The sequence below is a fragment of the Streptomyces geranii genome (assembly GCF_002954775.1).
Classification (GTDB): domain Bacteria; phylum Actinomycetota; class Actinomycetes; order Streptomycetales; family Streptomycetaceae; genus Streptomyces; species Streptomyces geranii.
Window position 1 is genome coordinate 66,828 of sequence record NZ_PJME01000041.1, and the last position, 22,064, is coordinate 88,891.

The 22,064-nt window shown below is 70.6% G+C and carries 28 protein-coding genes; 25 read left to right on the forward strand and 3 right to left on the reverse strand.

Annotation, left to right across the window (positions count from 1 at the left end):
* Positions 1-14: 14 nt before the first annotated feature.
* The 16 genes from CW359_RS34115 (at position 15) to CW359_RS34190 (ending at position 13,560) form a co-directional block, all read left to right on the forward strand.
* On the forward strand, positions 15-269 hold the full coding sequence (locus CW359_RS34115; RefSeq protein ID WP_105974082.1) for a MoaD/ThiS family protein: 255 nt from the start codon (positions 15-17) through the stop codon (positions 267-269).
* A 10-nt stretch (positions 270-279) separates the two neighbouring features.
* Positions 280-1,440, forward strand: coding sequence for a hypothetical protein (locus CW359_RS34120; RefSeq protein WP_105974083.1), 1,161 nt, complete (start codon positions 280-282; stop codon positions 1,438-1,440).
* A 287-nt stretch (positions 1,441-1,727) separates the two neighbouring features.
* A complete protein-coding gene (locus CW359_RS34125) occupies positions 1,728-2,801 on the forward strand; it encodes an ABC transporter substrate-binding protein (RefSeq protein ID WP_105974084.1) in 1,074 nt (357 codons plus the stop codon).
* Positions 2,802-2,805: 4 nt separating this feature from the next.
* Entirely contained in the window at positions 2,806-4,359 is a 1,554-nt protein-coding gene (locus CW359_RS34130) for a sugar ABC transporter ATP-binding protein (RefSeq protein WP_105974085.1), read from the forward strand.
* Positions 4,352-5,305, forward strand: a complete 954-nt coding sequence (locus CW359_RS34135) for an ABC transporter permease (RefSeq protein ID WP_105974086.1) — start codon at positions 4,352-4,354, stop codon at positions 5,303-5,305. The genes CW359_RS34130 and CW359_RS34135 overlap by 8 nt, the downstream gene beginning before the upstream one ends.
* Complete coding sequence (locus CW359_RS34140; RefSeq protein WP_105974087.1) at positions 5,302-6,258, forward strand: ABC transporter permease; 957 nt, start codon at positions 5,302-5,304, stop codon at positions 6,256-6,258. Before CW359_RS34135 ends, CW359_RS34140 begins: the two co-directional genes overlap by 4 nt.
* Positions 6,255-7,472, forward strand: coding sequence for a M20 family metallopeptidase (locus CW359_RS34145; protein WP_105974088.1), 1,218 nt, complete (start codon positions 6,255-6,257; stop codon positions 7,470-7,472). Before CW359_RS34140 ends, CW359_RS34145 begins: the two co-directional genes overlap by 4 nt.
* Complete coding sequence (locus CW359_RS34150) at positions 7,463-8,179, forward strand: MBL fold metallo-hydrolase (RefSeq protein ID WP_105974089.1); 717 nt, start codon at positions 7,463-7,465, stop codon at positions 8,177-8,179. Before CW359_RS34145 ends, CW359_RS34150 begins: the two co-directional genes overlap by 10 nt.
* Positions 8,176-9,003 (forward strand): IclR family transcriptional regulator, encoded by an 828-nt coding sequence (locus CW359_RS34155; protein WP_105974090.1) that lies wholly within the window; start codon positions 8,176-8,178, stop codon positions 9,001-9,003. Before CW359_RS34150 ends, CW359_RS34155 begins: the two co-directional genes overlap by 4 nt.
* A 43-nt stretch (positions 9,004-9,046) precedes the next feature.
* Positions 9,047-10,303 (forward strand): hypothetical protein, encoded by a 1,257-nt coding sequence (locus CW359_RS34160; protein ID WP_105974091.1) that lies wholly within the window; start codon positions 9,047-9,049, stop codon positions 10,301-10,303.
* 57 nt (positions 10,304-10,360) lie between these two features.
* Positions 10,361-11,089 carry an LmeA family phospholipid-binding protein gene (locus CW359_RS34165; protein ID WP_105974092.1) on the forward strand — a complete coding sequence of 243 codons (729 nt, stop codon included), beginning with the start codon at positions 10,361-10,363 and terminating at the stop codon, positions 11,087-11,089.
* Positions 11,090-11,342: 253 nt separating this feature from the next.
* The gene (locus tag CW359_RS47695) at positions 11,343-11,423 is read left to right on the forward strand and encodes an Ms5788A family Cys-rich leader peptide (protein WP_408647551.1); all 81 of its coding nucleotides are present in this window, start codon (positions 11,343-11,345) and stop codon (positions 11,421-11,423) included.
* Between the two features lie 160 nt (positions 11,424-11,583).
* Complete coding sequence (locus CW359_RS34175; RefSeq protein ID WP_105974093.1) at positions 11,584-12,423, forward strand: sulfurtransferase; 840 nt, start codon at positions 11,584-11,586, stop codon at positions 12,421-12,423.
* 71 nt (positions 12,424-12,494) lie between these two features.
* The gene (locus CW359_RS34180) at positions 12,495-12,782 is read left to right on the forward strand and encodes a DUF1416 domain-containing protein (RefSeq protein ID WP_093780197.1); all 288 of its coding nucleotides are present in this window, start codon (positions 12,495-12,497) and stop codon (positions 12,780-12,782) included.
* A gap of 85 nt (positions 12,783-12,867) precedes the next feature.
* The gene (locus CW359_RS34185) at positions 12,868-13,131 is read left to right on the forward strand and encodes a DUF3099 domain-containing protein (RefSeq protein WP_105974094.1); all 264 of its coding nucleotides are present in this window, start codon (positions 12,868-12,870) and stop codon (positions 13,129-13,131) included.
* A 15-nt stretch (positions 13,132-13,146) separates the two neighbouring features.
* Positions 13,147-13,560, forward strand: coding sequence for a VOC family protein (locus CW359_RS34190; protein WP_105974095.1), 414 nt, complete (start codon positions 13,147-13,149; stop codon positions 13,558-13,560).
* 88 nt (positions 13,561-13,648) lie between these two features.
* On the opposite strand, the gene CW359_RS34195 is transcribed toward CW359_RS34190, so the two are convergent.
* Positions 13,649-14,044, reverse strand: a complete 396-nt coding sequence (locus CW359_RS34195; RefSeq protein ID WP_105974096.1) for a hypothetical protein — start codon at positions 14,042-14,044, stop codon at positions 13,649-13,651.
* A 176-nt stretch (positions 14,045-14,220) separates the two neighbouring features.
* Between CW359_RS34195 and CW359_RS34200 the strand changes: the two genes are divergently transcribed.
* Together CW359_RS34200 and CW359_RS34205 are read left to right on the forward strand one after the other, a co-directional pair.
* Positions 14,221-15,063 carry a helix-turn-helix domain-containing protein gene (locus CW359_RS34200; RefSeq protein WP_105974097.1) on the forward strand — a complete coding sequence of 281 codons (843 nt, stop codon included), beginning with the start codon at positions 14,221-14,223 and terminating at the stop codon, positions 15,061-15,063.
* Positions 15,045-15,326, forward strand: coding sequence for a DUF397 domain-containing protein (locus CW359_RS34205; RefSeq protein ID WP_105974098.1), 282 nt, complete (start codon positions 15,045-15,047; stop codon positions 15,324-15,326). Before CW359_RS34200 ends, CW359_RS34205 begins: the two co-directional genes overlap by 19 nt.
* Here CW359_RS34205 and CW359_RS34210 read toward each other — a convergent pair whose 3' ends face one another.
* Positions 15,327-15,689: a DsrE family protein gene (locus CW359_RS34210; protein WP_105974113.1), complete on the reverse strand. Its 363-nt coding sequence runs from the start codon at positions 15,687-15,689 to the stop codon at positions 15,327-15,329. It abuts the gene before it with no gap.
* Between the two features lie 131 nt (positions 15,690-15,820).
* Between CW359_RS34210 and CW359_RS34215 the strand changes: the two genes are divergently transcribed.
* The 6 genes from CW359_RS34215 to ygfZ all read left to right on the forward strand — a co-directional run bounded on the left by CW359_RS34215 (position 15,821) and on the right by ygfZ (position 20,701).
* On the forward strand, positions 15,821-16,567 hold the full coding sequence (locus tag CW359_RS34215; RefSeq protein ID WP_332875010.1) for a hypothetical protein: 747 nt from the start codon (positions 15,821-15,823) through the stop codon (positions 16,565-16,567).
* The gene (locus tag CW359_RS34220) at positions 16,564-17,556 is read left to right on the forward strand and encodes a hypothetical protein (RefSeq protein WP_232838731.1); all 993 of its coding nucleotides are present in this window, start codon (positions 16,564-16,566) and stop codon (positions 17,554-17,556) included. Before CW359_RS34215 ends, CW359_RS34220 begins: the two co-directional genes overlap by 4 nt.
* Positions 17,553-18,449 (forward strand): hypothetical protein, encoded by an 897-nt coding sequence (locus CW359_RS34225; RefSeq protein WP_105974100.1) that lies wholly within the window; start codon positions 17,553-17,555, stop codon positions 18,447-18,449. Before CW359_RS34220 ends, CW359_RS34225 begins: the two co-directional genes overlap by 4 nt.
* A 234-nt stretch (positions 18,450-18,683) precedes the next feature.
* Positions 18,684-19,259: a heme-binding beta-barrel domain-containing protein gene (locus CW359_RS34235; RefSeq protein WP_105974101.1), complete on the forward strand. Its 576-nt coding sequence runs from the start codon at positions 18,684-18,686 to the stop codon at positions 19,257-19,259.
* Between the two features lie 16 nt (positions 19,260-19,275).
* Complete coding sequence (locus tag CW359_RS34240; RefSeq protein ID WP_105974102.1) at positions 19,276-19,713, forward strand: Fur family transcriptional regulator; 438 nt, start codon at positions 19,276-19,278, stop codon at positions 19,711-19,713.
* 22 nt (positions 19,714-19,735) lie between these two features.
* Entirely contained in the window at positions 19,736-20,701 is a 966-nt protein-coding gene (ygfZ, locus tag CW359_RS34245) for a CAF17-like 4Fe-4S cluster assembly/insertion protein YgfZ (RefSeq protein ID WP_105974103.1), read from the forward strand.
* A 36-nt stretch (positions 20,702-20,737) separates the two neighbouring features.
* Here ygfZ and dtd read toward each other — a convergent pair whose 3' ends face one another.
* The gene (dtd, locus tag CW359_RS34250; RefSeq protein ID WP_105974104.1) at positions 20,738-21,163 is read right to left on the reverse strand and encodes a D-aminoacyl-tRNA deacylase; all 426 of its coding nucleotides are present in this window, start codon (positions 21,161-21,163) and stop codon (positions 20,738-20,740) included.
* Between the two features lie 179 nt (positions 21,164-21,342).
* On the opposite strand from dtd, the gene CW359_RS34255 reads away from it, so the two are divergent.
* The gene (locus CW359_RS34255) at positions 21,343-21,966 is read left to right on the forward strand and encodes an RsiG family protein (protein ID WP_105974105.1); all 624 of its coding nucleotides are present in this window, start codon (positions 21,343-21,345) and stop codon (positions 21,964-21,966) included.
* Positions 21,967-22,064: the final 98 nt, after the last annotated feature.

Genomic DNA, 22,064 nt, shown 5'->3' on the forward strand with positions numbered 1-22,064 from the left:
CTGAGGAAGAGAAGATGGCGAAGGTCACGGTGCGCTACTGGGCCGCCGCGAAGGCCGCGGCCGGTGTCGCCGAGGAGCCGTACGACGCGGCCACCCTCGCGGAGGCGCTCGACGGGGTCCGCGAGCGGCACCCCGGCGAACTCGTGCGCGTCCTGCTCCGCTGCTCGTTCCTCGTCGATGGTGATCCCGTGGGCACCCGCGCACATGAGACGGTACGGCTGGCCGAGGGCGGCACGGTCGAGGTGCTCCCGCCGTTCGCAGGAGGGTGAACGCAGGGCTATGAGCGACCAGCAGCCATATGGGCAGCAGCAGTACGGGGACGGGCAGCAGTACGGGGAGGCGTACCCGAACCAGGGGTACGACCCGTACCAGCAGCAGTACGGGCAACAGCAGCAGGCCCAGCAGCAACAGCAGCCGCCGCCGCAGGCCCCGGCCTGGCCCGGGCAGCAGCAGGCGTACGACGACGGGCAGGCGCAGCAGTACACGCAGCAGTGGCAGGGGCAGACCTGGGAGACGCAGATGCACGCCCCGGTGAGCCAGGCCCCGGCCGCTCCGGCCGCCGTGGCCGAGGTGCCGGGGACCCCGTACCTGCCGCCGCAGGGAGCCGCTCCGGGCACCCCCGGTGCCACCGGGGACGCCGGTGCCGCCGGATACGGGCCAGCCACCGTCGCGGGCAACGCCCGGATCACCGACGCGCAGCGGGCCCGGCTCGAAGGGCGTTCGCCGATCATCGAGCCCGGGATGCAGCCCGCCGCGCTCACCGCCGTACTGGGGCTGCTGCTGTCCGGCACGGCGGCCGTCGGGTCGTACGCCCTGGTCGTGCCCCTCGTCGTCCTCCAGGCGGTGACGGCGGCGGGCTGGTTCCGGCTGAACGGCATGTGGCCCGCCCGGCAGGGCATCGCGCTCGCCTTCGCGGGCGGGGTCACCGCGGACATCGCGCTGCTGGCGGCGGGGCGCGAGAACGCGCCTGCCGCGATCCTCGGCACCCTCGGCGTCTGGGTCCTGCTGACCCTGGTGCTGCAACTCCGCTCCCACGCGGATCCGGACACCCGGATGTACGGCCTGATGGCGACGGTCGCCTCGGCGGCACTGGCGATCATCGCGGCCGGCCACCTCGCGGCGGAGCCGGACGCGGTGACGGTCGGGGCGGCTGCGGTCGCCGTCGCGGTACTCGCCCGTGCGCTGCCGCTGCCGACGCCCGCCTCGGTGGTGGTCGCCCTGCTGGCGGCTGCGGGGGCCGGGGTCGCGGTCGGCGGGATGACGGACCTGGGCAGCGAGGGCGCGTTCCTCGGGCTCGCGGCCGGGGTCTGCGCGCTGATCGGACACCGGGTGGCCAGCTACGACTACCCGTCGCGGTTCGTGCACTTCACGGCCGGGGTGGCACTGCCGTTGGCGGCGGCGGCTCCGGCGGTCTACCTGGTCGGGCGGGCGCTGGCCTGAGCACCTGAGGAGCCGACTGCCCCCGGCGGGGCTGATCGGAGGCGGATCCGGAGCGTTCGGCGCTCCGGGTCCGCCTTTTTGTTTGTCCAGGGTCGCTGGACCCGGCCTCCAACCCGCCCTTCGAGCACGGGCGTTGTGCAATGCGAAATTTTGTATTGCAGATGTAGTGCTCGGCCGTGCGCACCTCCTACGTTCCCCTCTCAACAGACCGGTCCTCACCCCCACTCACCCGTCATCCGGGCCCTTCGACGGGCCCGGGCACCCTTCGAGGGATTCGAGGAACTTCGATGAACGCACGTTCCGTACGCGGTGCGGTGGCGGTCGCCGCCACCCTCTGTGCGCTGGCCGGCGTCGCCGCGTGCAACGTCCAGTCCGACAGCGACACCGCCGCCGACCCGAGTGGCAGCGCGTCGTCGGCCCCGCAGGCCAAGGACCTCAAGGTCGGCTGGTCGACCATCTACCTCACCCCGTCCTGGATGCAGCAGACGCTGAAGATGCTGCAGGCCGATGTGGACAAGCTGAAGTCGAGCGGGAAGGTCTCGGCGTTCGAGACGTTCAACGCCAACGGCGACACCTCGCAGCAGATCGCGCAGATCCGCGCCATGATCCAGCAGAAGTACGACGTGATCCTCGTCGACGCGGGCTCGTCCACCGCGCTGAACCCGGCCCTTGAGCAGGCCGTCGCCGCCGGGATCACGGTCGTCGCCTTCGACTCACTCCCGACCAGCACCAAGGTCATCCGGGTCGGGACGGACCAGAAGGCCTGGGGCGCGATGATGGCCACCTGGCTGGCGAAGAAGCTGGACGGCAAGGGCAGCGTCATCGCCATGAACGGGCCCGCCGGGGTCGCGGTGAGCGAGGACCGCTGGTCGGGCGCCGAGGCGGTGTTCAAGAAGTACCCGGACATCAAGATCGTCAGCAATGTGCACAGCGAGTACAACCTCGCCCCGGCCGCCCAGGCCTTCGCCTCCGCCTACTCCGCCCACTCGGACATCGACGGCGTCTTCTCGCAGGGCGGGGCGCTGTCGGCGGCGGCGCTCCAGACGCTGGTCAAGCAGGACAAGAAGCTCGTCCCGATCACCGGCGAGAACTACAACGGCTTCCTCAAGCTGTGGCAGACCAAGCAGAAGGAAGGTTTCTCCTCGATCGCCACGGCCCAGCCCAACTACCTCTCCGTCATCGCCCTGGAGGCGGCGATAGCCAAGCGCGAGGGCGCGTCCGTCCCGCAGGACATCACCGTCCCGCTGCCCGAGATCACCGACGACAACCTCGCCCAGTACGCCAAGCCGGACCAGCCGGACGACTCCTACCCGATCGGCGACATCTCCCAGTCCGAGATCGACAAGCTCATCGGCAAGTGAGCGGGTGACGACCGTGGCGCTGCTGAGCGTGGAGAAGGTGTCGAAGTCGTTCGCGGGCAACCGGGTGCTCGCGGACGTGAGTTTCGAGGTCGGGCGCGGGGAGGTGCTGGCGCTGGTCGGGGAGAACGGCGCCGGCAAGTCCACCGTGCTCTCCCTCATCACCGGGCTCCTGACACCCGACTCGGGCCGCGTCGTCTTCGACGGCGCTCCGGTCGCCCGGGCGTGGTCTCCCCACCGCGCCCGGGCCGCCGGGATCGGCTCCGTGCACCAGGAGCTGAGCCTCAACCCGCACCAGAGCGTCGCGGAGAACGTCTTCCTCGGTTCCTGGCCCTCCCGGCGGGGCCTGGTCCGGGCCCGCGACCTCGCGGCCCGCGCCGAGCCGCTGCTCGCCCGGGTCGGCCTGGACGTCGACCCGCGCACCCCGGCCGGCCGACTCCCGCTGGGCCGACAGCAACTGGTCGAACTGGCAAAGGCGTTGGCGGGCGACCCACGCCTCCTGATCCTCGACGAGGCCACCTCGGCACTGGACGAGGACCAGGTGGCCGCCGTGTTCCGGGTGGTCCGAGAACTCCGTGAACAGGGCGGCGCGGCGATCTTCGTGAGCCACCGCATGGCCGAACTCTTCGCCATCAGCGACCGGTTGACGGTCCTGAAGGACGGCGCGGTGACGGCGACCCGGGCACGGGAGGACACGGATCACGACGACGTCGTACGGCTGATGGTGGGCCGGGAGCTGTCGGACCTCTTCCCGCCGAAGGCGCCACCCCCGTCCGGCGAGGACAGTCCCGAACCCCTACTCCGGGTACGCGGCCTCACCGTCCCCCGAGCCTGCTCCGGCATCGACCTCGACCTGGTCCCCGGGCGGATCACCGGACTCGGCGGCCTCCAGGGCCAGGGCCAACGCGAGGTGCTGCGCGCCCTGTTCGGCCTCGCCCGGCACGCCGGCGACCTCGCGCTGGACGGCCGCCCGGTGCGCCTGGCCAGCCCCCGGGACGCGATTCGCCACCGGATCGCCTACGTACCCGAGGACCGCAAGATCGAGGGCGTGCACACCGTGCGGAGCGTGCGCGACAACCTCGTACTGCCCAGCATGCGCCAACTCGCCCCGGCGCGGCGGCTCACGACCGTCTCGCGAGGTGAAGAGGCCGCGCTGGTGGAGGAGTTGATCGGGCGGCTGCGGGTGAAGGCGGCCTCGCCGGCCCAGGAGGTACGGCGGCTGTCGGGCGGCAACCAGCAGAAGGTCGCGCTGGCGAAATGGCTGCCGACCGGGCCCCGCGTCCTGCTGCTCGCCGAGCCGACCCGGGGTATCGACATCGGCACGAAGCGCGAGATCTACCACCTGCTGCGCCGCCTGGCCGACGACGGCCTCGCGGTGCTCGTCACCTCCGGAGACACCATGGAACTGGTCGGCCTGTGCGACGAGGTCGCCGTCCTGTACGAGGGGACGGTCGTCGACCGCCTCGGCGGCCCCGAGCTGACCGAGGAACGCCTGGTCAGGGCATCGGTCATGGGGACGACGTCCGACGCCGACGGCACCGGGAGCGTGGTCCGTGCGTGAGCGCGCCCTGGCCGCCGCGCGCGGCAACACCGACCTGCTCGCCCTCGCCGTACTCCTCCTCGTCCTGCTGATCGCGTACCAGCACTACGACTCCAGCCTCCTCACCCCGGCCTCGATCACCATCCTGTCCGCCCAGTTCCTGCCGCTGATCCTGGCGGCGGCCGGGCAGACGACGGTCATGCTGACGGGCGGGATCGACCTGTCGCTGGGCGCGGTACTCGCCCTCGCCATGGCCGTGTTCGCGACGTACGACGCTCAGGGCGCGGGCGGGGTGATCACAGCGGCCGTCCTCGCCCTGCTCGTCGCGGTCGGCGCCGGAGCCGTCAACGGCACGCTCGTCGCGTACGCCGGACTGCCCCCGATCGTCGTCACGCTCGCCGCGTCGTTCCTGTGGGGCGGGGTCACCCTCGTGGTGCTGCCGCAGCCGGGCGGGACGGTGCCCGGCGGCCTGGTCGACGCGTACAACAACGGCTGGAACGGGGTCGCGCTGCCCGCGGTCGCCGTAGCCGTCGTGCTCGTCGGCTGGAAACTGCTGCGCACGACCCGCCACGGTCTCGCGCTCTACGCCGTCGGCGGCAACGAGCACGGCGCCTACGCCAGCGGTCTGCACACCCGGGGAGTGAAGATCTCCGGGTACGCGCTGGCCGGCGTCTTCACCGGGCTCGCCGGGATCGGCCTGGCCGTCCAGACCGGGTCCGCCGACCCGACGATCGGCGCCCCCTACACCCTCAACTCGATCGCCGCCGCAGTGCTGGGCGGCATCAGCTTCTTCGGCGGGGTGGGCCGGATGCGCGGCACGGTGCTGGGCGCACTGGTGATCGGCTTGCTGACCAATCTCCTCCTCTTCACCGGCATCTCACCCTTCTACCAACTCGTCGCGCAGGGCGTGATCCTCGTCGTGGCGCTGGCCCTGAAGACGTACCTCACGAGGGAGGCGGCCGTATGAGCAGCAGTCTTGCGGTTTCGGTGGCCGGGCTGCGCGGGAGTCGCGCGGCCTGGGCGTTCGGGGTGCTCGGGGTCACCTGGGTGGCCGCCGTCCTGTTCGCGGACGGCTTCGACAGCCTCGCCAGCTTCCGCTACCTGGTCCAGACGGCGTCCTTCCTGGGCATCGTCGCCATCGGCCAGACGCTGGTGGTGATGATGAGCGGCATCGACCTGTCGGTGTCGGGCGTGGTCGCCCTGTCGGCGGTGGTGTGCGCCAAGGTCGCCTCCGGTACGGGTGGCGGCGGCGCCTCGGGCATCGCGGTGGCGCTCCTGCTGTGCGCGCTGGTCGGCGCGGTGAACGCCGCCGGGGTGGTGTGGCTGCGGGTGCCCCCGATGGTGATGACCCTGGCCAGCGGCACGATCCTGGCCGGCGCCCTGCTGGTGTACACGGACGGTTCGCCCAGCTCGGCCCAGGTCCCGCTGCTGAACTCGCTCGCCAACGACCGCGTCCTGGGCATCCCTTGGGCCTTCGTGCTGTGGCTGGCGCTCACGGCGGCTGCGTTCTGGCTGCTGCACCTCTCCCGCACGGGCCGCTACGCCTTCGCGCTCGGCGCCGGTGAGGACGCGGCGAGGGCGTCCGGGGTGCCGCCGGCGTCGACGGCGTTCATCGCGTACACGGCCTGCGCGGTGCTGGCGGGAGTGGCGGGGCTCGTCCTGCTCGGCTTCACCGGCACCAGCTCGCTGACCATGGGAAACCCGTACCAGCTCCTGTCGATCGCCTCGGTGGTGCTCGGCGGCACGTCCATCCTCGGCGGCCGGGGCCACCTCCTCGGCACGGTGGGCGGCGCCCTCCTCCTCACCCTGCTGACCGCCCTGCTGACCTCCTGGAACCTCTCGGAGGGCGTACGACAGGTGGTGCTGGGCCTGCTGATCATCGGCCTGCTGCTGGTGTACGCGAGGGAGCGCCGTACATGACGGGAGATACGACGGGAGCCACGGAAACCGAGGAACTGCTGCGGGACCTGGTGCGCATCCCGAGCGTCAATCCCCGTGGCGGGGCGGGCGACGGGGGCGAGACGGCCGTCGCGGAGTACGTCCGGGACTGGCTTCGACTGCGGGGTGTACAGGCCGAGTTGTACGAGGTCCTGCCCGGGCGGCACAACGTCGTGGCCGTCGTCCCGGGCCGCAGCGCGGAGGCGATCCTGCTGGAGTCGCACCTCGACACGGTCGAGACGGACGGCATGACCGTCGACCCGTACGCGGGGGAGATCAGGGACGGGCGGCTGTACGGGAGGGGCGCCTGCGACGCGAAGGGCCCGTTGGCGGCGTTCATGCTGGCCGTCGCCGAACTGGCCTCGGGGGAACCGCCGTCGCACACGGTCGTCCTCGCCGGTGTGTGCGACGAGGAGCACGCGTACCGGGGTGTCCTGCACCTCCTGGACACCCTGGTGGACCGCGAGTTCGTGGGCGCGATCGTCGGCGAACCGACGGGACTGGTCCCGGCGGTCGCGCACAAGGGCGTCGTCCGCTACACGGTACGGACGACGGGCCGGGCCGGGCACAGCTCACGCCCCGAGGAGGCGCTGAACGCGATCACCCTGATGGCCCCGGTCATCGCCCACCTCGCCACCCACCCCCCGACGGTCCCGCCGCACCCCCTCCTGGGCCCGGCGACCCGCACGGTCACCCGTGTCCGGGGCGGCACGGGCCCCAACACGATCCCGGGCACCTGCGAGGCGGATGTCGACCGCCGCACACTCCCGGGAGAGGACCTGGAGTCGGTATGGCGGGCCGACCGTACCGAACTGGCCGCACTGGGGGCGGAGTTGGACCCACCGTTCACGGTGGACCCGGCCCTGGAGACAGCCTCCGACGCGTCCATCGTCACCGCCCTGTGCGACGCCCTCCACGACCACGGCCACCCGTACGAGGTACAGGGCATGCCCTTCGGCACGGACGCCAGCAAGCTGGCGGTGGCCGGGATTCCAGCGGTGGTCTTCGGCCCGGGAAGAGTGGAGGACGCACACGCGGCGGAGGAGTCGGTGGGGCTGAGAGAGGTAGAACTGGCGGCCCGGATTGTGAAACAGGTGGCCCAAGGACGCGCCCCAAAGGGGCGCGGGGAACTGCGCGACCAGCCACAACCGGCCCGCACCCGCCCCCCAACGGAAAGGCCCCCCACATGCGCCTGACCCCTCACGTCACCTTGGTAGCCAGCGGAGCACACGGCTTCGACCTCACCGACCCCTTGGACTCCCACGCCTACCTGATCCAAGGCACCCACCACACCGCCCTCATCGACGCGGGCGCCGGAAACACCCCCCTCCCCCTGACCACCCGACCCGACCACCTGCTCCTCACCCACGCCCACGCGGACCACGCAGGCGGCGCAGCCGAACTGACCACCCGTTGGACGGAGTTGAACGTACGAGCCGGCGCAGCCGCCACGCACTGGATCGCCACCGGCGACGAACAGGGCATCAGCCTCGACAGGGGCAAGGCCGCCGGCTACTACCCGCCCGACTACACCTTCGCCCCCTGCCCCACGGTCGAGCCCATCGCCGACGACGAGGAGATCGACCTGGGCGGCGGGGTCGTACTACGCGCTGTCGCGACCCCGGGCCACGCCGACGGCCACACCTGCTACCACCTGCGCACCCCGGACTACACCGCCCTCTTCTCCGGGGACTGCGTCTTCACCGGCGGCAGGATCTCCCTCCAGAACCTGCACGACTGCCGGGTGCCCGAGTACGCGGCCAGCCTCACCCGGCTGGCGGCGCTCGACGTCGACGCCCTCTTCCCCGGCCACCACGAGATCTCGCTCGCCCGTGCCGGACGCCACCTGGCCGCCGCCCGCGACACCGTCGCCCGCGGACTGCTGCCGAGGAGCACGACATGACAGACACCCCGGGCTCACCGGCCCCGGCCCGCCGCAACCAGTCCTCGTCGCTGCGCCGCGCGCTCACCGTGCTGGAGCACGTGCGCGACCACGCGGGTCCCGGCCGGGGCATCTCACTCACCCGGCTCGCCGAGGATCTCGGCATCAACAAGAGCACGGTGCTGCGGCTGGCGGCGCCGCTGATCGACGCCGACCTGCTGGTCCGCGACCGCGAGACGGGCTGGTTCCGGCTCGGCCACGGCACACTGCGGCTCGGGCAGTCGTATCTCTCCTCCCTCGACCTGCGGACCGTCGCGACGGAACCGCTGCGGCTGCTCCAGCACGCGGTCGGGGAGACCTGCCATCTCGTGATGTACCAGTCACCGGACGTCGTCTACATCGACAAGGTGGAGAACGAGACCAACGTACGGATGGCGTCCCGGGTCGGCAGCAGGATCCCCGCGTACCGCACGGCTGTCGGCAAGGCGATCCTCGCGTGGCTGGGGGAGGAGGAGGTCCAGGCCGTGATCGCGGCCGGGATGCCCCCGGTCACCCCGCACACCACGACCGATCCGCAACGCCTGCGCGCCGAACTGGACCGGGTCCGCCGCGAGGGCTACGCCATCGACGACCGCGAGAACGAGCCCGAGGTGCGCTGTGTGGCCGCACCGGTCTTCGACCACACCGACGCGGCGATCGGCGCGGTCAGCGTCTCCGGCCTCACGACCCGGATGACGCCCACGAGGGTCCGCGAGGTGGGCCCGATGGTCGTCCGGACAGGCCTGGAGATCTCCCACGTGCTGGGCTCGTCCAGAGCCCGGGACAAGGACAACAAGGACAACTGAGCCCCGGAGCGGCCGAACCATGGAAACGCCCCCAGCGCCCCCCATGCCCACAGCGTCCACAACATCCACTGCGTCGGCGTACGTCTTCGTCGAGGACCTCCGCGCCGAGGGCACCGCCTCCGTCCTCGACCGGGTCATCGGCACCTACGGCTGTGACACCCTCACCGTCGCCGCCGCCTACCACCGCGCCCGCGACGTCACCCCGCACGGCCCGAGCCGGGTCACCCTGCGCCACGACGGCGTCCACTTCCTCCCGCCCGCCGATCTGTTCGGCGGGCTGCGGCTCACCCCGCCGGTACAGCGGGGAGCGGAGGACGAACCCCTCCGTGAGATACGCCGACTGACGGCCGAGCGGGGCGCCGCCCTGCACGGCTGGACCGTCTTCCTGCACAGCACCACCCTCGGCCTCGCCCACCCCGACGTCACCCAGCAGAACTGCTTCGGCGACCGGGCCGCCCCCGCCGATCTGTGCCCGGCCCACCCCGACGTACGGGCGTACGCCGTCGCCCTGGCCCGTGCGGTGGCCCGGCAGGGCGTGGACGCGGTGGTCGCCGAGTCCCTGCACTACGGCACCTTCGGCCACGGCTACCACCACGAACGCAGTTTCGTCCCGCTTGGCCCCCTGGAGGACTTCCTCCTGGGCCTCTGCTTCTGCGAGCACTGCGCCGGCCGCGCCCGTACCGCCGGAGCCGATCCGAAAGCGGCCCGCGCGGAGGCCGTACGGCTGGTCGGCCGCGTCCTGGACGGCGCGGAACCGCAGCCCACCGAGCCGCTGACGACCCCCGACGCGCTCCCCGTCCCCCTCGCCGCCTACGCCCGCGCCCGCCTCGCCACCGTCACCTCCCTCGCCGCGACCGTCGCCGAAGCCGTCGCCGACGAGGGCTCCCGGCTGGTCTTTCTCGATCTGACCGGCGCGGTCAAGGGCTACGCGGACGGTCGTCCGACAGGTGCCCTCGCCGTCGACGAGGCCTGGCGGATCGGGGTCGACCCGGCGGCGGTCGGCGCGGTGGTGCCGGGTTACGCGGTGCTCGCGTACGCGCACGACGTCGAGCGGGCCGCCGCCGACACCGCCGCCTACCGTGCCGTACTCCCCGACACCTGCGCCCTGCGCGCGGTACTGCGCCCGGGCGCCCCCGACACCACCTCCGCCGAGCACCTCGCGGCCAAGACCCTCGCGGTCACCGGGCCGACGGGCGGTGCGGACGCCGTGGACTTCTACCACTACGGGCTGGTGCCGTTCCCGGTACTGGACCGAGTGGCAGTGGCAGCGGCAGCGGCTCTGGCGGAACGTCACACCTGATCTACAACCCCGCTCGACCCGCCCCCCGCCGCCTCCGCCCCCGGTAACGTCGCGAACATGCGTGCATTCCGAATACTCCTCATCGTCGCCGTCGTCCTCGGCGGTCTCTTCGTGATCGCCGACCGCGTCGCCGTCGGATTCGCGGAGGACGAGGTCGCGGACCGGCTCAGAGCCAGTGAGGGGCTGGCGAGCACTCCGGACGTGTCGATCAAGGGCTTCCCCTTCCTCACCCAGGTCGCGGGCGGCGAGCTGGACGACGTCGAGGTCGGCATGAAGGACTACGAGGCCGCCACCGGCGTCTCCGGCCAGAAGATCCGGATCGACGACCTGAGCGCCCGGATGCGCGGCGTCGAGTTCACCGGCGACTACAGCGCCGCCACTGCGGCCACCGCCACCGGCAGCGCGACCGTCTCCTACGACCAGCTCCTCAAGGCCGCCAACGCGGAGACGACCCAGCTGCCGCTGGGCGTCACCGCGAAGGTCACCGGCCTCTCGGACGGCGGCAACGGCAAGATCAAGGTCGCCGTCGAGGTGAGCGCCCTCAAGGAGCCCGTGTACCTGCTGAGCAGTGTCACCGTCGTCGACGGGGACACCGTCCGGGTGCGTGCCGACTCGATACCCAGCTTCGACGACATCCAGCTGGCCGCCGCCGACGCCCACTCGGTCGCCGACTTCGAACAGAAGATCGAGGGTCTGCCGGGTGGCATCAAGCTGGACACGGTGCAGGCCGGGAAGAGCGGTGTGGACATCACGGTGAAGGGTTCGAACGTCAGCCTGGCGGGGTAGGACGCGTCACGCCGAACCCGTATCCGGCACCGAGGGCCGGGAAGTCCGGCACCGAGGACCGGGAAGTCAGTCCAACTGGCGAGACGGCGGCGTCCGTACAGCAGATGGAGTGAGGCGCGGACCCCCGTGCCTCCTGCCCGCACCCCCACCCCCGGGGCGCCCTGTCCCCACGCATCCCACATTGCGGACGATCGCATCTCACCATGCGACACCCCGGTGACATCCCCGGCAATCCGTCCCTACGATCGACACCATGCACCGACAGGCGGATCTCACGAAGCGGCGGGCAGTAGACCTGTGCCGCGTCGCCGCCATGCTCTGTCGCCCTTTCTGAGCGGAGCGGAAGTGCGTGGCTCAGCAGCCCCCACACCTCTTCCCTTCCGCACTCGGCGCCCTCGGCCAGGGGCCGTGCGCGATGCGCACCCTCTGCCCCTTCTGTCACATCTGCCCCATCTGCTACACCGCCCCCGCAACTGCCCCGGAGGAGAAACAGCATGAGCCGCAGCGACGTCCTGGTAGACGCCGACTGGGTCGAGGCCAACCTCGACAACGCCGACATCGCGATCGTGGAGGTGGACGAGGACACGTCCGCCTACGAGAAGAACCACATCCGCAACGCGATCCGAATCGACTGGACCAAGGACCTCCAGGACCCGGTCCGCCGTGACTTCATCGACCAGGAGGGCTTCGAGAAGCTCCTCTCGGCGAAGGGCATCGGCAACGACACCCTGGTCATCCTCTATGGCGGCAACAACAACTGGTTCGCCTCGTACGCCTACTGGTACTTCAAGCTGTACGGCCACGACAGCGTCAAGCTGCTCGACGGCGGTCGCAAGAAGTGGGAGCTGGACGCCCGCGAGCTGGTGGAAGAGGTCCCGGAGCGGACCGCCACCGCCTACAAGGCCAAGCCGCAGGACAAGTCCATCCGCGCCTTCCGTGACGACGTGGTCGCCGCGATCGGCTCGCAGAACCTGGTGGACGTCCGTTCGCCCGACGAGTTCAGCGGCAAGCTGCTCGCGCCCGCGCACCTCCCGCAGGAGCAGTCGCAGCGCCCGGGTCACGTCCCGTCCGCCCGCAACATCCCGTGGTCGAAGAACGCCAACGACGACGGCACCTTCAAGTCGGACGACGAGCTGAAGGAGCTGTACGCCGACGAGCAGGTCGACCTGGCCAAGGACACCATCGCGTACTGCCGTATCGGTGAGCGCTCGGCCCTGACCTGGTTCGTCCTGCACGAGCTGCTGGGTGTGGAGAACGTCAAGAACTACGACGGCTCCTGGACCGAGTACGGCAGCCTCGTCGGCGTCCCGATCGAGCTGGGCGCCAACAAGTAAGCGAACCCCTGTACACCCGACCGGCCTTCCCTGTCGTCCGGTCAGACCCCTATCTGTATCTGGAGTAAGACATGTGTGGAGCGAAGGCCGGCGGCCCGGACGCCTCGACGATCAAGCCCGGTGAGACCACGATCCAGGGTCAGGTGACCCGCGACGGCGAGCCGGTGGTCGGCTACGTCCGCCTGCTGGACTCGACCGGCGAATTCACGGCCGAGGTTCCGACCTCGGCGACGGGCCAGTTCCGCTTCTACGCGGCCGAGGGCACGTGGACCGTCCGCGCCCTCGTCCCCGGCGGCACGGCGGACCGTACGGTCGTCGCCCAGACGGGCGGCCTCGCGGAGGTCGCGATCGCCGTCTGACGAGGCACGGTTTCCCGAAGGGCCGCACTCCTGGTTTCGCACCAGGGGGGCGGCCTTTCGGCGTGCCCGGACCTACCCTGGACGTATGTACGCACGTCGTCGGCACGTGTACTTCGCCATGATGGGCACCTGCGTCACGCTCTTCGTCCTGGCCTGGTCGGTCGTGCGCCTGTGGTCGATGCCAGTGGCGGTCGGCATGTGCCTGGTGGCGATGGTGATCCCGCCGATCGCGGCGATGACCGCCAACCGCCGGGGCCCGGACGACCGCTGGTGGGACGCCCCGTCCGGCGACGCGAAGTCCGACGAGTGGTGGGACGAGCTGGACGGCAAGAGACGGCGACAGCCGTAGCCGGAGAGGACGCGCATGGGTCGTACGAGAGTGTCCACGGTCGTACTCGACGCGCTCGACGCACACGAGCTGGCCGGCTTCTACGCCCGCCTCCTCGGCTACGAGATCCGCCGCGAGGAACCCGACTGGGTCCTCATCGGCCCACCCCCGGGCGAGGAGGGCGTCTCCCTCTCCTTCGAGACCGAACGCGCGTACGTCCCCCCGGTCTGGCCGACCCGCGCGCCCGGCGACCAGCAGATGATGCTCCACCTGGACATCGAGGTCGACGACCTGGAGGGCGAGACGGCGAGAGCGGTGTCGGAGGGCGCCCGCCTGCACGAACATCAGCCGCAGGACGACGTACGGGTCCTGCTGGATCCGTCGGGGCACCCGTTCTGCCTGTGGGTGGACGAGACTCCGGGGTCCTCCGACGGTTCCATGACCGCGTAGTCCGCGAAGATCCGGCGGTAGCGCGTGTGCCGGGTCCGCTGAGTGTGCCCGCGCTGCCACTCCTCGGCGTACCGGAAGACCTGTCGGGTCACGCGCCGTGGTCCGCCCGGTGGTGCCTGCGCATCAGGACGTCGGCGTCGGTCACCGCGCTCGCGTCCGACTCCGCCCGCGCGTTCTGCCGCAGCCCGTCCACCTCGGCGCACGCCTCGCAGCCGGGCACCGGCAGGGGCGGGCGGCCCAACTCCGAGTAGCCCCAAGTGTCGCGCACGGCACGCTCGTTGGCGGCCCGCACGCCGGCACTCAGCCGCTGCTCGGGCGTGGCCGCCCGCAGCGACGCGGGCTGCGCCTGCCACTCACATCCACCGCCGAGGGGGCGCAGCAGCGCGTAGGGGCCGACGGTGTCGCGGTACTCGCCCGCTCTGTCCGTGTCGGGGTCGTAGACGAGGGTGCCGGGCTCGAAGGATGCGGTCGGTTCGGGGGCCATGGATGCCGTTCCTTTCATCCAACTTCTATACGGAATGCGGTGTTTGTACTACTCTGCGTATTCGGGTTCAGGGTGAGCATGGCCCATGCGTGCCGTCAAAACGCCGCTGGCGGGCGGTTGTTCGGTGCGTGGAGTCGTAAATTCCATAACTTCCACAGTTCCGCAGGAGGGGCGCGATGTCGTCGAGAAGGGTGATCACCGGGCGGAGCCAGGAGCCCAGGCGACGGTTCGCGGAGGAGCTGCGCTTACTCCGGGCCGAGCGGGGGGAGAGCCTGCGGCAGCTGGCGGAGGTGTTGGGGTGGGACGCGTCCCTCTTCGGCAAGCTGGAGAGTGGGGCGACGCTGGGGAGTCCTGAGGTGGCCCAGGCGTTGGATCAGCATTACGGGACGGGTGGGTTGGTACTCACCTTGTGGGAGCTGGCGGTCGCTGATCCGACGCAGTTCAGGGAGCGGTACCGGCGTTACATGGTGTTGGAGGCCGAGGCGGTCAGCCTGTGGCACTACGCTGCAGCCAACCTGCCCGGTGTTCTCCAAACCTCCGAATACGCGAGGGAGTTGCTCGCGGCGGGCGGGCTCGACGGGGACGAGCTGGAGGTGCAGGTCGAGGCGCGCGTGGGCCGTCGCGCGGTGCTGCTGGCCGAGGGCGCCCCACGGTTCCGCACGATCCTCTCCGAGTCCGTGCTGCGGACGCCGCTGCGGGATGCCGCCAAGTGGCGCGAGCAACTGGAGCACCTGCTGCTGATGGAGCAGCGCAACAACGTCACCATCCACGTGGTGCTGTTGAGCGCCGGACTCCACGGACTGACGAACACCAACACCATGTTCCTGCGAGGCACCGACGGCCGCGCCGTGGTGTGGGTCGAGACCGGATACTCGGGCGAACTGGTCCAGGAAACTGCAGACGTCGAACGGCTCCAGCTCCGATACGATCTGGTACGCGATTTGGCCCTATCGCCGGATGAATCGCGGAAGTTGATCAGGCGGATGTTGGAGGAAGCCTCATGCGAGCCATCGACCTGAACAGCTTGACCTGGCGCACGAGCAGCTACAGCAATCAGGACGGAGGCGAGTGCGTCGAAGTCTCCGACGACCTCCTCCGCGCCGCAGCCTGGCGCACGAGCAGCTACAGCAACCAGGACGGAGGCCAGTGCGTCGAAGTCGCCCCCAACCTCTCCTCCGTCGTACCCGTCCGGGACAGCAAGGACCCCGCCCGTGGCGCCCTCGTTCTCGCCGCCGGCGCCTGGGCCCACTTCGTCGGAGCTGTCAGGGACAACTCGCTCTAGCTAGTAGACGAGTGCCTGGGCGTCGTCCGCCATCGCCTCCTGGACGAACACCTGCGCCCCGGCGATCCGTACGCCCTTGATGACATCGCTCTCCGTGATGTCCCGCCGGGCCGCGCACTGCGTGCACAGCGTGAGGCGGCCTGCCGCGAGGACTGACTCGATCAGGTCGGGCAACGGCGCCGCGTGCGGCAACTCGAACTCGGCGGCCCGGCCCGGCAGGGCGAACCACGCCGACTCCCCGGTCAGCCAGAGCGACACCTCGACCCCGCTGGCCACGGCCACCGCCGCCACCGTGAACGCCTGCGAGCAGCGCTCGGGCGCATCGGCCCCTGCCGTCACCTTGATCACGAGCTTCTTCGCCATGGCCGCATGGTAGGCCGGACAGTAGTCCGAATCGTAATCAACGCACTTACAACTCTGGGCATCCGCCATGGGTCTCCTGTGCGCGCGGATAGGAAATCCGTGCTTCGCGTTGCATGGGGGATGTCTTGGAAGTGTCGGAAGTGATGGACGTGCCGGAAGCGCCGGAAAGACCCGCGCGCCGGCGTGGGCGCACCGCCGCGCTGATCACCACGGCGGCCGTACTGGGCCTCGTCGCCGGAACCTGCGCGGGCTACCTCGTCCAGGCCGACCGCGATCCCACCCCGCTGCCCCCGCTCTCGCAGGTGACGCTGGCGCAGGCGAAGGGGAAGGGGCCCGAGCCGCTGTCGGCGGCTCGGGACCGGCGGGTGCGGACGGACGGTGATCTGCGCAAGCTGCTGCTGAAGAAGCCCAAGGGGGCCGAGGAGCCCGAGTACCTGGCGGGCGAGGACGGCTGGCTCGACCTGGCCGACTACGCGGCCGAGTACGACGAGTCCGGCAGCATGTTCGGCAGCCTCCTCGGCTCCGAGTTCCGGCGGGCCGCCGTCACCGGCTGGATCGCCGGTGACGTCAGTGTGGAGATCCGGCTGGTCCAGTACCGGCAGGAGGAGACCCTCGCCGCCCCCGAGTCCGCCGAGAACGGCCACTACTGGGCGGAGGAGGAGGCCGGCACCAAGAGCTACCCGGTCCCCGGCACCGGGGACGGGAAGGCGTACGTCCACACGAAGCCGGCCGCCCAGCTGGAGGACGTGTCGGCCTACAGCGCCGAGGCGTACGCCTGGCGCGGTGACATCGCCATGGAGATCTGGGTCTACGACTCCAAGCCGGTCTCCAGACAGCTGATCGTGGACCTTGCCAAGCGCCAGATGGAGCGGCTGTGACCGAGTCCGTACCTGCACCTGAGTCCGAACCTGTGGCCGAGGCCGAGGCCGAGCCCGTATCCGGGGTCGAGCCTGTGTCCGAGGCCGATCCTGTGTCCGAGGTCGAGGTCGAGCTTGCCTCTGAGGCCGAGCCCGTATCCGAGGCCGAGCCTGTGTCCGAGGTCGAAGCCGAACCCGTACTCGTGCCTGAGTCCGAAGCCGTGTCGCCCGCGAAGCGATCGCGGCTGCGTCCGCGTCGGGTCGCCGTCGTTCTCGGGTCCGTCCTGCTGGCCGGGGCCGTCGTCGCCGGGGTCGGCTTCACGGTCGTCACCGTGGACGGGGCGGACCGGGACGCGGGTGCGCCCGTCTTCAAGTTCCCGAAGACCTCGGCCGACGACGAGGTCGAGGCGGCGGCCCCGTCCGGGCTCGCCGCGGTGCTCGTGCCGTACGGGGAGAGCGGCTGGTACCGGGGGCCCGACCTCGGTGAGTTCGGGTACGACGCCCAGCTCAGCGGCGCCCAGGCCACGGCGCTGCGCAAGGAGTCGCTGAGCGGGCTGCCCCGTTCGCAGCGCAAGCAGCTGGAGAAGCAGATCGACCGGCAGCGGATCAAGGGCATGGCGATGCGCAGTTACATCAACGCGGAGGTGAGCGACCTCAGCGACAACGAGGGCGTCTACTCCGTGAACCTCGTGCTGGCCCGGATGGGCAGTTCGGCGGCCGTACGGGACCTCGGGACCTACCAGCAGGAGTTCCTCGACGCCCTGGACATCTTCCGCCCGGGCCCGCAGATCAAGGGCCACAAGAACGCCAAGTGCTTCCTGCCGCCCAAGGACGACGAGGAGAACGAGGACGACGGCCCCGGCCTCGAAACCATGTACTGCTCCGCCTACCAGGGAGACGTCCTGGTCACCGCGACCGCCGACGGTCCCGCACCACTCGACACCAAGGGAGTCGCGATGCTCCTGAGCGAGCAGCTCGACCGCATCGCCGAGCCGGGGGTGGCGGTATGACCGAGCCCGCAACTACTGAGCCCGCGGTCGCCGAGTCCGCAGCTACAGAGCCCGCCGCTATCGAGCCTGCGGTCACCGAGTCCGTAGCCACCGAGCCCGTCGTCGACGCACCGCCCCCGGTGCGGAAGGACCGCCGGGCCCTGCGGGCAGCCCTGCGCTGGACCGCCGCCGTGGTCGTCTTCGCGGTCGTCGGGGCGTCGGCGGCGTACGGGATCACGCGGTTGGAGCGTACGGACGTACCGGGGCTGTCGACCGCGTCGGACGGGCGCTGGGTGTACCCGGAGATCACCCTGCCGCCGCTGCCGTCCGGCAGTCCCGGGCCGTTCGCCGACGGGAACACGGGCGGTGTCCACTACGCCGACCTGCGCGCCCTGGTCCTGCCCGCACCCGAGGGCGCGACGGAGGACAAGGCGCTGCGCGGCTCGGACGGGTGGCTCGCGCCCCGGGTCCTTCTGACGGAGTTCGCCGAGGCGGGGGAACGGGACACGTTCCGGCAGAAGCTCGTCGACGACGGCCTGCGCCACATCGCGGCGCGCGGCTGGACCACCGAGGACGGCACGCACACCCGTATCTACCTGCTCCGCTTCGAGAGCGCGGCCGTCGTGGACGACCTGTTCGCCGCCGACTTCGCCGCGTTCAGCAGCTCGGGACTCCAGATGCGCGGCACCGAACAGGCCGAGGTCGACGAGGACTTCCCCGAGCAGGCCGCCCGTACCGAGGACATCCAGCCGGCCGTGTACGTCGAGTCCGAGCCGTACGGCGCCGAGCAGGTCCGTTACGCCTACCTCGCGGCCGGGGACACCCTCGCGCTGATCATGCAGTCCCGGAAGGGCGAGGCCCTGGCCGTCCCCTTCCAGCAGACGGTCACCCTCCAGGGTCAGCTGCTCGGCTGACCGCACCTGGCCGAGAGAGCCGGGCCCCGGCCGCGTAAGCTTGGGCCCGGCTCTTGTGCACCCAACCGATCGTCCGAGGAGCACCCCGTGCTTGAGGCATTCTTCGAAGCCCTGCTGGTTCTGGTCGCCGTCGGCGTTCTCGCCTTCGCCGGTCTGACGGTCAAGAAGCTGTACCAGGGTCAGCGCTGACCCCCGTCTGACCCCCGTCACCACGAATCGCAGGAACTGCCGCTCATGATCGAGATCCCCTCCGACCTGCACAAGGACCTTGTGCCGCTCGTCTTCCTGCTCGGCAAGTGGGCCGGCGCGGGCGTGCACGACTTCCCCGGCTCCGAGAAGTGCAACTTCGGGCAGGAGGTCACCTTCACCCACGACGGCCGTGACTTCCTGGAGTACCACTCCCACACCTGGGTGCTGGACGCCGACGGCGAGAAGGTCAGGCCCCTGGAGTCCGAGTCCGGCTACTGGCGCATCGACGCCGACCGCAAGGTCGAGGTCGTCATGGTCCGCCAGGACGGCGTCGTCGAGGTCTGGTACGGCGAGCTGGCCGCCAAGAAGCCCCAGATCGACATCGTGACCGACGCGGTCGCGCGGACGGCGGCCTCGGGCCCGTACACGGGCGGCAAGCGGCTGTACGGGTACGTGCACAGCGACCTGATGTGGGTCGGCGAGAAGCAGACGCCGGACGTCGAGCTGCGCCCGTACATGTCGGCGCAGCTGAAGAAGGTCGTCACCCCGGAGGACGTCGAGCGCTGGGCGAAGGACCTGCCGGACGACATGCCGGACGACGGGATCGCTTTCTTCAAGTAGTCCTAGACTCTGTGGTGTGGTGAGCACCGATTGGCAGAGCGACCTCAGGCAGCGCGGTTACCGGCTGACGCCTCAGCGGCAGCTTGTGCTGGAGGCCGTGGACACCCTTGAGCACGCGAGCCCCGACGACATCCTCGTGGAAGTGCGGAAGACGGCGTCGGGGGTCAACATCTCCACGGTCTACCGCACCCTGGAGCTGCTGGAGGAACTGGGCCTGGTCAGCCATGCCCATCTCGGGCACGGTGCGCCGACCTACCACCTCGCCGACCGGCACCACCACATCCACCTGGTCTGCCGTGACTGCGACAACGTCATCGAGACGGATGTCTCCGTGGCCGCAGACTTCACCGCCAAGCTGCGCGAGACCTTCGGCTTCGAGACCGACATGAAGCACTTCGCGATCTTCGGCCGCTGCAAGGACTGCTCGCTCAAGGCTTCAACTACCGAGTCGTAGGCATCGTCGTAGGCTTGTGCCTATGAAGAGCCCTCTGCTGTCCCTGCCCGGCGCCGTTTCCGCCGAGGGCGTGGACGAAGGTGTCGCCGCGCACTACGGCGAACTGTTCCGCGAACAGCGTGCCCTCGCCGAGGGCACCGGATTCGTCGACCTCTCCCACCGGGGCGTCATCACCGTCACCGGCGACGACCGGCTGAGCTGGCTGCACCTGCTGCTCACCCAGCACGTCAGCGACCTGCCCGTGGGCGAGGCCACCGAGGCCCTGGTGCTGTCCGCGAACGGCCACATCGAGCACGCCCTGTATCTCGTCGACGACGGCACCACCACCTGGGCCCATGTCGAGCCCGGCACCCAGGAGGCGCTGATCGCCTACCTGGAGTCGATGAAGTTCTTCTACCGGGTCGAAGTCGCCGACCGGACAGGCGAGTTCGCGGTCGTGCACCTCCCCGCGGGCGCGATCTCCGAGGTCCCGGCCGGCGTCGCCGTACGCGAGACCCCGTACGGACGCGACCTCTTCCTCCCGCGTGCAGACCTGGAGTCGTACGCGGCCCAGGCCGGACCGGCGGCGGGGCTGCTGGCGTACGAGGCGCTGCGGGTCGAGCAGCACCGCCCGCGCCTCGGCTTCGAGACCGACCACCGCACCATCCCGCACGAGTTGGGCTGGATCGGTACGGCGGTGCATCTGCAGAAGGGCTGCTACCGGGGCCAGGAGACGGTCGCCCGCGTCCAGAACCTGGGCAAGCCGCCGCGCCGCCTGGTCTTCCTCCACCTCGACGGCAGCGAGGTCCACCTGCCACCGGCCGGCACCGAGATCCGCCTCGCGGACGACGGGCCCGAGGGCCGCAAGATCGGGTTCATCACGACGTCCGTACGCCACCACGAGCTGGGGCCGGTGGCGCTCGCGCTGGTGAAGCGGAACGTGGCGGTGGACGCGCGGCTGGTCGCCGATACGACGGCTGCGGCGCAGGAGGTCGTGGTCGAGCCGTAGCGGTCGTATGCGGTTGTACGGTCGCTACGGCTGCTGCTACATCTCGATCAGTACGGTGAACGGGCCGTCGTTCGTCAGGGTCACCCGCATCTGGGCGCCGAAGCGGCCCGTCGCCACCGTCGCGCCCAGGGCGCGGAGTTGGGCGACCACCTCGTCGACGAGGGGTTCGGCCACGTCGCCCGGGGCAGCCGCGTTCCAGGTGGGGCGGCGGCCCTTGCGGGCGTCGCCGTACAGGGTGAACTGGCTGATGACCAGCAGCGGTGCGTCGATGTCCGAGCAGGACCGCTCGTCCGCGAGCATGCGAACCGACCAGAGTTTGCGGGCCAGTTGGGCCGCCTTCTCCTTCGTGTCCTCGTGCGTGACCCCGACGAGGACGCACAGCCCCTCGCCGGTGATCTCGCCGGTCACCGCACCGTCCACGACGACGCTCGCGCCGTCCACTCTCTGCACCACCGCACGCATGCGTCCATCATGCCGTGCTCTTCGGACAGTCCGTGGACAGCCCGGGGACAGTCCGTCGCCGGATTCTAATTTGATCCTTAAGCCCCCATCTGGGGCCGTTCGGGGGCACTCGGTCACATAGCGGCCACTTGGGGTGGCACGATGCTCCCATTCGCCTGTCGAGGGGACGGTAGAGGCACATGAGCACACCGAGTACCGGGCGGCCTCATACGGCCGCCGCCGCCAGGCCGCCCGAGCAGCGCAAGGTCGGTTCGGTCGGTTCGGCCGCCGGTTCGGCAGTCGGCTCGCTGCTGGCCGTGGAGCCGCCCGAGTACGACCTGGCCGTGCTGCGGCTGTCCGAACTGCGCACCCTGCGCAAGGACGCCCAGCGGGACGAGGCGGACCTGAGTTACGTACGGCGGCTGCTGCAGGGCCGTATCGACATCCTGCGGGCGGAGTTGGCCCGGCGCGGGCCCACGTCCGTGGTGGCGGTGGGGGAGGGGTCGGTCGTCGAACGCCTGTCGGAGATCCTGACGGACGCACCTGCGCGGCAGCGGTCGTCGGCCCGGCACGTGACGCTGGGGACGCCGCACAGCGAGGAGTACGGGCGGCTGGCGGCGGAGATGCTGTCCGAGGTGGAGCTGTCGGATCTGGACGCGCGGACGGATGTGGAGCTGACGGCGGCGATGGGGAGGCTGGTGCGGTATGAGCAGCAGGTTTCTCGGCGTAGGCAGGGGTTGCAGCGGACGGCGGACGAGTGCAGTGGGGAGATCGCGCGGCGGTATCGGGAGGGGGAGGCTCAGGTGGAGGATCTGCTGATCTGAGGGAGGGGGGTGACTGCGGTCTTTTCCTCGCCCCCGCCGCCCCTACCCGTCCCATCCTTCGGGGGCTCCGCCCCCGAACCCCCGTATCGCGCTGGACG

Excerpts from the sequence above, each read along its gene's own strand:
- CW359_RS34115 (WP_105974082.1), top strand. The coding sequence starts at position 15 with ATGGCGAAGGTCACGGTGCGCTACTGGGCCGCCGCGAAGGCCGCGGCC.
- CW359_RS34120 (WP_105974083.1), top strand. The coding sequence starts at position 280 with ATGAGCGACCAGCAGCCATATGGGCAGCAGCAGTACGGGGACGGGCAG.
- CW359_RS34125 (WP_105974084.1), top strand. The coding sequence starts at position 1,728 with ATGAACGCACGTTCCGTACGCGGTGCGGTGGCGGTCGCCGCCACCCTC.
- CW359_RS34140 (WP_105974087.1), top strand. The coding sequence starts at position 5,302 with ATGAGCAGCAGTCTTGCGGTTTCGGTGGCCGGGCTGCGCGGGAGTCGC.
- CW359_RS34145 (WP_105974088.1), top strand. The coding sequence starts at position 6,255 with ATGACGGGAGATACGACGGGAGCCACGGAAACCGAGGAACTGCTGCGG.
- CW359_RS34150 (WP_105974089.1), top strand. The coding sequence starts at position 7,463 with ATGCGCCTGACCCCTCACGTCACCTTGGTAGCCAGCGGAGCACACGGC.
- CW359_RS34155 (WP_105974090.1), top strand. The coding sequence starts at position 8,176 with ATGACAGACACCCCGGGCTCACCGGCCCCGGCCCGCCGCAACCAGTCC.
- CW359_RS34160 (WP_105974091.1), top strand. The coding sequence starts at position 9,047 with ATGCCCACAGCGTCCACAACATCCACTGCGTCGGCGTACGTCTTCGTC.
- CW359_RS34165 (WP_105974092.1), top strand. The coding sequence starts at position 10,361 with ATGCGTGCATTCCGAATACTCCTCATCGTCGCCGTCGTCCTCGGCGGT.
- CW359_RS47695 (WP_408647551.1), top strand. The coding sequence starts at position 11,343 with ATGCACCGACAGGCGGATCTCACGAAGCGGCGGGCAGTAGACCTGTGC.
- CW359_RS34175 (WP_105974093.1), top strand. The coding sequence starts at position 11,584 with ATGAGCCGCAGCGACGTCCTGGTAGACGCCGACTGGGTCGAGGCCAAC.
- CW359_RS34180 (WP_093780197.1), top strand. The coding sequence starts at position 12,495 with ATGTGTGGAGCGAAGGCCGGCGGCCCGGACGCCTCGACGATCAAGCCC.
- CW359_RS34185 (WP_105974094.1), top strand. The coding sequence starts at position 12,868 with ATGTACGCACGTCGTCGGCACGTGTACTTCGCCATGATGGGCACCTGC.
- CW359_RS34190 (WP_105974095.1), top strand. The coding sequence starts at position 13,147 with ATGGGTCGTACGAGAGTGTCCACGGTCGTACTCGACGCGCTCGACGCA.
- CW359_RS34195 (WP_105974096.1), bottom strand. The coding sequence starts at position 14,044 with ATGGCCCCCGAACCGACCGCATCCTTCGAGCCCGGCACCCTCGTCTAC.
- CW359_RS34200 (WP_105974097.1), top strand. The coding sequence starts at position 14,221 with ATGTCGTCGAGAAGGGTGATCACCGGGCGGAGCCAGGAGCCCAGGCGA.
- CW359_RS34205 (WP_105974098.1), top strand. The coding sequence starts at position 15,045 with ATGCGAGCCATCGACCTGAACAGCTTGACCTGGCGCACGAGCAGCTAC.
- CW359_RS34210 (WP_105974113.1), bottom strand. The coding sequence starts at position 15,689 with ATGGCGAAGAAGCTCGTGATCAAGGTGACGGCAGGGGCCGATGCGCCC.
- CW359_RS34225 (WP_105974100.1), top strand. The coding sequence starts at position 17,553 with ATGACCGAGCCCGCAACTACTGAGCCCGCGGTCGCCGAGTCCGCAGCT.
- CW359_RS34235 (WP_105974101.1), top strand. The coding sequence starts at position 18,684 with ATGATCGAGATCCCCTCCGACCTGCACAAGGACCTTGTGCCGCTCGTC.
- ygfZ (WP_105974103.1), top strand. The coding sequence starts at position 19,736 with ATGAAGAGCCCTCTGCTGTCCCTGCCCGGCGCCGTTTCCGCCGAGGGC.
- dtd (WP_105974104.1), bottom strand. The coding sequence starts at position 21,163 with ATGCGTGCGGTGGTGCAGAGAGTGGACGGCGCGAGCGTCGTCGTGGAC.
- CW359_RS34255 (WP_105974105.1), top strand. The coding sequence starts at position 21,343 with ATGAGCACACCGAGTACCGGGCGGCCTCATACGGCCGCCGCCGCCAGG.